The sequence below is a fragment of the Thiohalophilus sp. genome (assembly GCF_031581315.1).
GTDB lineage: Bacteria > Pseudomonadota > Gammaproteobacteria > UBA6429 > Thiohalophilaceae > Thiohalophilus.
The window spans coordinates 1-9,814 of sequence record NZ_JAVLAZ010000086.1 but is presented as its reverse complement, the minus strand read 5'-3'; the positions used below and the strand labels follow the sequence as shown (position 1 = coordinate 9,814).

The 9,814-nt window shown below is 60.0% G+C and carries 9 protein-coding genes, 1 tRNA gene and 1 other RNA gene; 10 read left to right on the top strand and 1 reads right to left on the bottom strand.

The window, feature by feature from the left end:
- The first annotated feature begins 74 nt into the window (after positions 1–74).
- The 5 genes from RI563_RS11030 (at position 75) to RI563_RS11010 (ending at position 4,747) form a co-directional block, all read left to right on the top strand.
- A tRNA-Ser gene (locus RI563_RS11030) sits at positions 75–165 on the top strand.
- 206 nt (positions 166–371) lie between these two features.
- Entirely contained in the window at positions 372–908 is a 537-nt protein-coding gene (locus tag RI563_RS11025; RefSeq protein WP_310694437.1) for a macro domain-containing protein, read from the top strand.
- Positions 909–1,040: 132 nt separating this feature from the next.
- A complete protein-coding gene (locus tag RI563_RS11020; protein ID WP_310694436.1) occupies positions 1,041–3,116 on the top strand; it encodes a HelD family protein in 2,076 nt (691 codons plus the stop codon).
- The gene (locus RI563_RS11015) at positions 3,116–3,757 is read left to right on the top strand and encodes a methyltransferase (protein WP_310694435.1); all 642 of its coding nucleotides are present in this window, start codon (positions 3,116–3,118) and stop codon (positions 3,755–3,757) included. The genes RI563_RS11020 and RI563_RS11015 overlap by 1 nt, the downstream gene beginning before the upstream one ends.
- A 78-nt stretch (positions 3,758–3,835) precedes the next feature.
- Positions 3,836–4,747: a D-hexose-6-phosphate mutarotase gene (locus RI563_RS11010; RefSeq protein ID WP_310694434.1), complete on the top strand. Its 912-nt coding sequence runs from the start codon at positions 3,836–3,838 to the stop codon at positions 4,745–4,747.
- A gap of 48 nt (positions 4,748–4,795) precedes the next feature.
- On the opposite strand, the gene RI563_RS11005 is transcribed toward RI563_RS11010, so the two are convergent.
- Positions 4,796–6,025, bottom strand: a complete 1,230-nt coding sequence (locus RI563_RS11005; RefSeq protein ID WP_310694433.1) for an MFS transporter — start codon at positions 6,023–6,025, stop codon at positions 4,796–4,798.
- A 72-nt stretch (positions 6,026–6,097) separates the two neighbouring features.
- On the opposite strand from RI563_RS11005, the gene RI563_RS11000 reads away from it, so the two are divergent.
- The 5 genes from RI563_RS11000 to recR all read left to right on the top strand — a co-directional run.
- Positions 6,098–6,772 (top strand): class I SAM-dependent methyltransferase, encoded by a 675-nt coding sequence (locus tag RI563_RS11000; RefSeq protein ID WP_310694432.1) that lies wholly within the window; start codon positions 6,098–6,100, stop codon positions 6,770–6,772.
- 91 nt (positions 6,773–6,863) lie between these two features.
- Positions 6,864–6,960, top strand: an RNA gene (gene ffs / locus RI563_RS10995) — signal recognition particle sRNA small type.
- Between the two features lie 278 nt (positions 6,961–7,238).
- Positions 7,239–8,822, top strand: coding sequence for a DNA polymerase III subunit gamma/tau (dnaX, locus tag RI563_RS10990; protein ID WP_310694431.1), 1,584 nt, complete (start codon positions 7,239–7,241; stop codon positions 8,820–8,822).
- Positions 8,823–8,850: 28 nt separating this feature from the next.
- On the top strand, positions 8,851–9,174 hold the full coding sequence (locus RI563_RS10985) for a YbaB/EbfC family nucleoid-associated protein (RefSeq protein WP_310694430.1): 324 nt from the start codon (positions 8,851–8,853) through the stop codon (positions 9,172–9,174).
- 162 nt (positions 9,175–9,336) lie between these two features.
- Positions 9,337–9,814 (top strand): recombination mediator RecR (recR, locus tag RI563_RS10980; RefSeq protein ID WP_310694429.1); only part of this gene is annotated, 478 nt, incomplete at its 3' end.

Sequence of the window (9,814 nt, the reverse complement as noted above, 5' to 3'; positions counted from 1 at the left end):
TGAGTGCTGAGTGCTGAGTGCTGAGTGCTGGGCAGTTACTAGCCCCTAGCAGCTAGTACCTAGCAACTGTTTTGGGAGAGGTGTCCGAGTGGTTGAAGGAGCACGCCTGGAAAGCGTGTATACGGTAACCCCGTATCGAGGGTTCGAATCCCTCCCTCTCCGCCAAATAAAAAAGGCCCCAACGGGGCCTTTTTTAGTTTCTAGGGGCTAGGTTCTAGTAACTAGGATCTATTTATGAGGCGCAGCGCAGGTGTGTCGAGCATTCCTTCCTCGACGCTGCTTCTGACGGCGTTTGACGCTTACCTCCCTACAATGACAGCCCTGGAAATGTTAATTTTCCACCCGGCAAGCGGGTCTTGAAGGCGAATCCTATGAATGAGCGGCTTCTGCATAATGTGCGCCTTGAGTGTCTCCAGGGCGATATTGCCAACCAGTCCGATATGGACGCGGTGGTGAATGCGGCCAATGCCGAGCTGCGTATCGGCGGCGGGGTGGCCGGGGCGCTGCACCGGGCGGCGGGTCCGGGACTGGAGGCCGAGTGCCGGCCGCTGGCGCCGATTCGTCCCGGGCAGGCGGTCATCACGGGGGCGCATAATCTGCCCAATCGTTACGTGATTCATTGCCTGGGGCCTATCTTCGGCGTGGATGAGCCGTCCGATGAGTTGCTGGCGGCCTGTTATCGCAACGCCCTGTCACTGGCACAGGAGCATGGCATCGCCTCGGTCGCGTTTCCGGCGATCTCCACCGGTGCCTTCGGCTACCCGCTGGAGGCGGCAACCGAAGTGGCCTTGACCACGATGAACAGTATGCTGGCGCAACTTTCCGCCGTGCGGCATATCCGCTTCGTGCTGCATGATGCGACGAGCCGGCGCCTGTACGAGCGGATGCTGGAAAGCCTGCCCGGTTGACGCCGAACAGTTAACGTCATTCACTTCTGTGGCTGACGGGATCCTGTCAGTCTTTTGAACCCGGATAATTTTTTTACCAGAACGGGTTTCTGGCCGGGAAACCGCGTACGTATTGTGAATAGAGTAAGCTGTATGATGATTCAAACCGAAGCCGACGAAAAAGCGCATCTCGAGGAGATCAAGACGAAACTGCGCCGCGCGCTGGCGGATATCGATGCCCGGGTGCAGCGTTATGCTGAGGAGATCCAGACTCAGAAGGAGTACTCCTGGGAGCATCGCGCCGAGATGGATCATGTGGAGAAGATCGCCAACCGCGAGTCCATTGCCCAGGCCATGTTCACCGGCGAGGTCGCGCTGGATAAGGAAAAACGGCTCCAGAAACTGCTCGCCTCGCCCTATTTCGGCCGGGTCGATTTTATTGAACAGGGCGAAGAACGGCCCCTGCCGGTCTATGTGGGTATCCATTCCTTTTTCGATGAAGCGCTGAAACGCAACCGGGTGTTCGACTGGCGCGCGCCCATCGCTACCTTGTTTTACGACTACGAGCTGGGATCCGGACGCTATGAGGCGCCGGAGGGCGAGGTGGCGGGCGAGATCGCGCTCAAGCGCCAGTACCGTATTCGCCACGGGGAAATGGAGTTCATGCTCGATACCTCGGTGAACATCGTCGATGACGTGTTGCAGGAGACCCTGGGCCAGGCCTCCGACGAGCGGATGAAGAATATCGTCGCGACCATCCAGCGCGAGCAGAACGCCATCATTCGCAACGAACACTCCTCGGTGCTGATCATCCAGGGGGTGGCCGGCTCGGGCAAGACCTCCATCGCGTTGCACCGCATCGCCTATCTGCTCTATCGCTTCAAGGAGTCGCTCAGCTCCGAGGATATTCTGATCATCTCGCCCAACCGGGTGTTTGCCGATTATATCTCCAACGTCCTGCCGGAGCTGGGCGAGGAGCAGGTGGGCGAGACCGAGATCGAAACCCTGGCGGCGGAGCTGCTCGATCATCAATACAAGTTTGAAACCTTCCACGATCAAAACGCCCGTCTGCTGAAAAACAACGATCCGGCCCTGCCAGAGCGGATTCGCGCCAAGGCCTCGCTCGACTTTCTCAAACAACTCGACACTTATATCGGCCATCTGGAAGCCAACCGCTTCACGCCGCGGGATCTGCGCATCAACACCCGACCGGTGCCGGCCTGGTTTCTGGAGGAGTCCTATGAAAAGCATCGCGCGGCACCGGTGGCCGAGCGCGTCAACCGCATTGCGAAGGATATCGAGAGCAAGGTGGGGATTTACTACAATCATGACATGACGCCCCGCGAGCGGGCCGAGCTCAAGGAGTCGCTGAAGGGGATGATGCAGACCACCACCTTGCGTAATGCCTACAAGGATTTTTTTACCTGGCTGGGCGAGCCACAGCTGTTCCAGCCGGCGAAGAATTCACGCCTGGAATATTCGGACGTGTTCCCGCTGATCTATTTGAAAATGCGCCTGGACGGGATTCGTAAGAACTACCGTAACGTCAAGCATCTGCTGGTGGACGAGATGCAGGACTACACCCCGGTGCAGTACGCGGTACTCTCGCGCTTGTTCCCCTGCAAGAAAACCATCCTCGGCGACGCCAACCAGTCGGTCAATCCGTTCAGCTCCACCAGTGCCGACGGGATCCGCGAGGTGTTCACCAATGCTTTCTGCGCCCGGCTCAACACCAGTTACCGTTCCACGTATGAGATCGTGAACTTCGTGCAGCGCATCGCGCCCAATGCCGAGCTGGAAGCGATCGAGCGCCACGGTGAGGAACCGCGGGTGTGGTCATTGACCAACCGCAAACAGGAACTGGCGCAAATCCGCCAGTTAATCCAGGAATTTGCCGATTCGTCGTTTCATACACTGGGGATCCTCTGCAAGACCCCGCAGCAGGCGGACCGTTTATACAAGTCCCTGCAGGATGCCATCGATCAACCCCTGCATTTGCTCAATCTGCAAAGCAGCCAGGTTGCATCGGGCGTGGTGATTACCAGTGCGGCGCTGGCCAAGGGGCTGGAATTCGATCAGGTGATCGTGCCCCAGGTGGGCGCGGACAATTACGTCACCGAGATGGACAAAAACCTGCTCTACATCGCCTGTACCCGCGCCATGCACCACCTCGATCTGACCTGCACGGGCGAACCGAGTCCCTTTGTGGCGCACGGGGTGCAGGAGTGATGGAGATCGATTCGCTGACAGCCCCGTCGATGATGGATCGCATGACCTCCCTGCATGAAACGCGGCTGGATCAGGTGTTGCGCCGGCTCAAGGGCAGCGGGGCGCGGCGGGTGTTGGATCTGGGCTGCGGTTCGGGCCATCTGTTGTATCGGCTGGCCGGGGAGCGGCAGTTCGAGGCGATCGTCGGCCTGGAAAGCTGCGGCGACTCACTGCTTCAGGCCAGAGACCTGTTAAGCGAATATCTGCACGATGCCCCTGACCGGCTACGTCTGATCAGCAGCTCCTATACCGAATCGCAGCCCGGCCTTGGCGGTTATGATGCCGCCGCCATGGTGGAGACCATCGAACATCTCAAACCCGGTGCGTTGTCGGCGGCGGAGCGTGTCGTGTTCGCCCAGATGCGTCCGCGCGTGGTGTACATCACCACGCCCAATCGCGAATATAACCCACTGTACGGGTTGTCCCCGGGCCAGTTCCGCGAGCCGGATCATGAATTCGAATGGGACCGTGCCCGCTTTCGCCTCTGGTCGCAGGGCGTCGCCCGGCGTAACGGCTACCGGGTGGTGATGGGCGGGATCGGCGATCACGATTCCGAGTTCGGTCAACCGACCCAGACCGCGTTTTTTACCCGGCAGGAATAACGGTTGCCCATCACTTTTTATCTTTACTCATCTTTATCTTTACCCCGCTTTATCTTTAACCATTAAGGAGTCTTTCCCGTGCTGGATGATCTCAAACACCGTTTTTCCCATCCCGATGTGCGCTTCTATCAAAACGATCAGTTAATCATGATTGAACTGAACAACCGCCACGGCTCGGCCACTCTGACTACCCATGGCGGCACGCTGCTTGGTTACCAGCCCGCCGGAAGGGAGGAGGTGATCTGGTTGAGCGAGACGGCCATCTATGACGGCAGCAAGCCGGTGCGTGGCGGCGTGCCGATCTGCTGGCCCTGGTTTGGTCCGTACGATCCCGACACGATGGGCGCGGATCCGAGTGATGCGGCCAAAAAAGGTCACGGCATCGCCCGTTATGAACTCTGGGAGGTGGCATCGGTACGCAGCGTGGATGACGACGCCACCGAAGTCGTATTGCAGCTTGAACCCAATGATTCGATTCGCCAGGCCTGGCCGTGGCCGTTTGTGTTGAAACTGGTGGTAACACTCGGCGAGACACTGACTCTGGAGCTGGTCGGCGAGAACCGCAGCGATCGCGACTGGGTGGTCTCCGAAGCGTTTCACACCTATTTTCGGGTCGCCAACGCAGACGGATTGACGATCGACGGCATGGACAACCTCACGTATATCGACAAACTGCGTGACGATCAGCGTTTTACCCAGACGGGGCCGTTGCAGGTGAACATGCCGATGGACTGCGTGTTTGTCGACCATCCGGATACGGTGGTCCTCGAGGACAGCGGCAACCAGCGCCGGATCGTGATGCAGAAGACTCACAGCGCCAGCACGGTCGTCTGGAACCCGGGCCCCGAAGGTGCCAAAGCCTTTGCCGACATGCCCGACGATCAGTATGCGCACATGCTCTGCGTCGAGGCGGCCAATGCGCTGGATAACGCCTATACGCTCAAGGCAGGGGAATCGCACCGCATGACGATGACCATCGCCGTGCGTTAGATCGACCTTCCGGTTTTCGATTACGTTGAATTCGCGAAGTGCCCCGCGCTATCGGATTTGCCGATCGGTGTACAGCGCCACAGCGGCCAGCACGGTGGCAATCAGGATCGCGGTGCCGATCCCGCCCGCCAGTACGTCGGTGTTCAGGCCCCGATCCAGCAGGCCGCCGAGCAGCGGCGGGCCGATCGCTGTCGAGAGGATCATGATCGCCTGCAGCAGGGCCCGAATCGCCCCCAGATGGGCCAGGCCGTAACGTTCGGCCAGCAGCGGGGTGAGGGCGCTGGAATTGAATCCCAGCCCCAGGCCCAGCAGCGCCGGCCACAGCAACGCTGCCCAGGTGGCGTCGAATCCGGCCAGCACCGCCATGGCGGCGATCAACGGCAACAGCGAGGGCACGAACAGCCGCGTGGCGGTGAGGCGATCCACCAGCGGCCCGGCCCCCAGCAGCCCGACCACATGTCCGACCGCGAACAGCGCCAGCCCCGAGGCGACCAGTTCGGTCGTCCAGCCCTTGGCCTCGGCCAGCGGGATCTGGTGAAAAAAGGCGATGGTGACGGTAAACGGTGCGGCCACGGCGGCCGGTACCAGCAACAAGAAGCGCCAGTCACGCACCACCTCATGGCGAGACCAGTCACGTGAATAGTGTTGTTCCCGGGTCTCGGCGGGCAGCTCGCCGCCGTGGGCGCCTTTTAGCAACCAGAGCAACAGGGGTAAGAACAGCACCAGCACCACGACACTGCCCAGCAGCCAGAGCTCGCGCCAGTGCAGATACGCCAGTGCGGCCACCGCCGTGGCCGGGAACACCGCCTCGGCCAGCGGCAGGCCCATGGCGGCAATCGAGACCGCCTTGCCCCGTCCGCCGTGAAAGCGTTGTGCCATGGTGGTCAGGGCGATGTGGGTCATCAGCCCCTGGCCGCCCAGGCGCAACAGGAACAGGGCAAGTAACAACGCCACAAGACCGTTGCTGGCGCCCAGCAGCAGACAGCCGGTGATCAGCAACAACGCCGCGCCGCTCAAAAACAGGCGCAGATCGCTGCGATCGTAGAGCTTGCCCAGCCAGGTCAGCAGCAGGGCGCTGGCCAGGGTCGCGCCGCCATATACCAGCCCCAGTTCGCCGTGGCCGAGATTGAAACTGTCGCGCAGCTGGGGATTGAACAGGCCGATATAAAAGGTCTGGCCGAAACCGGAGAGCATGGCGGTCAGCAGACCGAAGGCGAGCAGGCGCCGGTGGGCCCATAAAAAGGCGAGGTAGTCGCGCGGCAGGAGGCGTTTTGGCATGGCGCGCAGTCTATAGTCCTGTTTTGCATTTCGCTACCGTTCGGGCGGGGCGAAAATGATATACTTGTACTCGTGAAACACAGCCCTGAACGCCCCGCCAATCCGATTGCCTGCCCGTTATGCCGCCATCCCGCCGACTTCTTTTGCGCGGATCGGCGCCGGCGCTTTTATCACTGTCCACTGTGTGAGCTGATCAGCGCCGATCCGGCGGCGCACCTGCCGGTTGTGGAAGAGAAGGCGGTCTATGATCGACACGACAACGATCCGGCCGATTCCCGCTATCGGGCGTTTCTGGCGCAACTGTCCGAACCGTTGTTGGCGCGGCTGAGTCCCGGCATGGAAGGGCTCGATTACGGCTGCGGCCCCGGGCCGACCCTGAGCGGCATGCTGCGCCAGGCGGGGATGGTGATGCACGATTACGATCCCCTGTATGTGCCGGATGAAACCTTGCTGGCGCGGGAGTACGATTTTGTCACCTGTACCGAGGTGGCGGAGCATTTTTGCGATCCGGGCACGGCCTGGCCGCAGCTGGCGGCGCGGGTGCGCCCCGGCGGTTGGCTGGGGGTGATGACATCGCTGGTCCTGGATCCGGACCCGCAAGCCTTTCGTCGTTGGGGCTACAAGGGCGATCCGACTCACGTCAGTTTTTATCGTCCGGCGACCTTCGATTGGCTTGGGCAGACCCTGGGTTTTAGCGTGGAACAGATTAGCGGACGGGTCGTTCTGATGCACAAAGCCCGACAGTGATGTGCTACCATCGCGATTCGGATGTATGAAAACCCAGAGGGCCCCGGCCCTTTTTGTTTTTGGGCGCATCGGCCAGTTCAATGGCAGCTTGTGCCGGTCCCCCCGCGACGATAAACCGTGAACCCGGTCAGGCCTGGAAGGGAGCAGCCGTAGCGGTGGATTCGGGCGCCGGGGTGTGGCTGGTACGAGCTGTCACCCTATTTCAGTGACGAGGGGCGAGGTACGAGTGACGAGGAAAAGCGCAGCGTACCTCGGCCCTGTTCATGTCGTAGCGCCTGCGGCGCGGTATACCGTGCGACAGGCAAGACCAATCGCGGCGCAGCCGCTCGCGATCCATCAGGCAAGCCTTTGATCTTCCTCGTCACTCGTCCCTCGTCCCTCGGCCCTGTTTTCCAATTGATGCACCGCCTCCCGCGGACAGGTAGAATGGCCTTTCCATGAAACTTCGGATGGGTTCGGAAAAAGCATGAGTTACCAGGTTCTGGCGCGTAAATGGCGGCCGCGTACGTTTGATACGCTGGTGGGGCAGGAGCATGTCTCCCGCGCGCTGATCAATGCGCTGGATAACGACCGGGTGCATCATGCCTTTCTGTTTACCGGTACCCGCGGGGTGGGTAAGACCACCATTGCCCGGATTTTCGCCAAGTCGCTCAATTGTGAGCAGGGTGTCAGCTCGCAGCCCTGCGGCGTCTGCAGTGCCTGCACCGAGATCGATGAAAACCGGTTTGTGGATCTGCTGGAGGTAGATGCCGCCTCGCGCACCAAGGTCGAGGATACCCGCGATCTGCTCGACAACGTCCAGTACGCGCCGACCCGCGGCCGTTACAAGGTGTACCTGATCGACGAGGTACACATGCTCTCCGGGCACAGTTTTAACGCGTTGCTCAAGACCCTGGAAGAGCCACCGCCGCACGTGAAATTTCTGCTTGCTACGACCGATCCGCAAAAACTGCCGGTCACCATTTTATCCCGCTGCCTGCAGTTCAATCTGCGTCGCCTGCCGGCGGAGTTGATCGTCCAGCATCTGGAAAACGTCCTGCAGCAGGAGGGGATTGAATTCGAGGTGCCCGCTCTGCAGCAGCTGGCCCGTTCCGCTGACGGCAGTATGCGCGATGCACTGAGTCTGCTGGACCAGGCCATCGCCTACGGCGGCGGGGCGGTGCGCGAGGTGGAAGTGCGCGCCATGCTCGGCAAGCTGGATCAACAACCGGTGCTCGCATTACTCGATGCCCTGGCTGATGGCGATGGCCAGCAGGTGCTGGAAATTGTTCAGCAGGCCATCGATATCATCCCCGATTACAGCGAGGTGCTGGCAGAACTGATCAGCCTGTTGCATTCGCTGGCGCTCTTGCAGCAGATTCCCGAGGCGTACCATGAGGGCATGGGCGATCAACCGGCGCTACAGGCGCTGGCGCAGAAATTGAGCCCGGAGGATGTCCAGCTCTATTACCAGATTGCCCTCACAGGTCGGCGCGATCTGCCGCTGGCGCCGGACCCGCGCAGCGGTCTGGAAATGGCGCTGCTGCGCATGCTGGCATTTCGGCCGGTCGAGGCAGGCGAGGGCGGAGGCCCTGTCGCGGCAAAAAAGCCGTCGGCGGACGTGCCGCGTCCGCCACCCGCGAAACCGGCACAGGCGGATAATTCACCGGCACCGGTTAAGCCGGCGCCGGCCGAACAGGACTGGTCGACGATTGTGGGGAGTTTGCCGCTCGGTGGCGCGGTCAAACAGCTGGCCGCCCATTCCGTTTTACTGGCCCGGGAGGGCAACAGCCTCAAGCTGGCACTGGATCAGACCGGCGCCCCGTTGTATACCAAAGAGCGCCAGGCCAGCTTGCAGCAACAACTGAGCGAGTATTTTGGCCAACCGATCAAACTGAGTATCGAGGTGGGCCAGGTGGAAGGCGAAACCCCGGCGCGTCGTGAAGCCCGGGAGCGTGATGAGCGGCAAAGTGCTGCCGTGGAGGCGATTGAAAACGACGCCAATGTAAAAAATCTGATGGAAACGTTTGACGCCCGGATCAACACCGGGAGCGTGGAACCGATCGACTAAACCGATAGCAATACGTTGAGGTAAAACTATGAAAGGCGGAATAGGCAATCTGATGAAACAGGCCCAGCAGATGCAGGCCAACATGCAAAAAGCCCAGGAAGAGATGGCTAAACTGGAAGTTACCGGCCAGTCCGGCGGTGGTCTGGTTCAGGTCACCATGACCTGCAAGCATGATGTTAAACGCGTACAAATCGATGACAGTCTGGTGGGCGATGACAAGGAAATGCTCGAAGACCTGGTAGCTGCGGCTATCAACGACGCCGTGCGCCATGTGGAAAAAACCGTGGAAGAAAAATTCTCCGGCATGACCGACGGGATGAACCTGCCCGAGGGCTTCAAACTGCCGTTCTGACAGCGAGACAGATAATGCAGTCCGCAAATGAACGCGAATTGACGCAAAAAAGTTCGAGTGTCAGATGAAAAAACTGCGTATTCGTATTTATTTGCGTTTATTCGCGGACAAAAGTATTTGTTCTTGCTGACAGTTGAATGAGTTATTCGAGTACAGGCCCTCATGTCCTACAGTCCCCTGATTAATCAGTTAGTCGAGGCGTTGCGCTGTTTGCCCGGTGTGGGGCCGAAGTCTGCCCAGCGCATGGCGTTTTATCTGCTGGATCGGGATCGCGAGGGCGCAAGCCATTTGGCCGAGACACTGCAGGAGGCCATCGAGAAGGTCGGCCATTGTGAGCAGTGCCGTAATCTGAGCGAGTCGCCGATCTGTCAGTTGTGCGCCAGTGACAGCCGGGATCGCAGTCTGTTATGTATTGTCGAAACCCCGGCTGATGTGCAGGCGATTATGCAGGCCACTGAATACAAGGGTCTGTTCTTTGTTCTGATGGGCCATTTGTCGCCGCTGGACGGGATCGGTCCACTGGATATCGGCCTGGACAAGCTCGGGGAGCGCCTCGACGGCGGTGAAGTCACTGAAGTGATTCTGGCCACCAATGCCACGGTCGAAGGAGAAGCCACCGCTCATTATATTGCCGAGATGA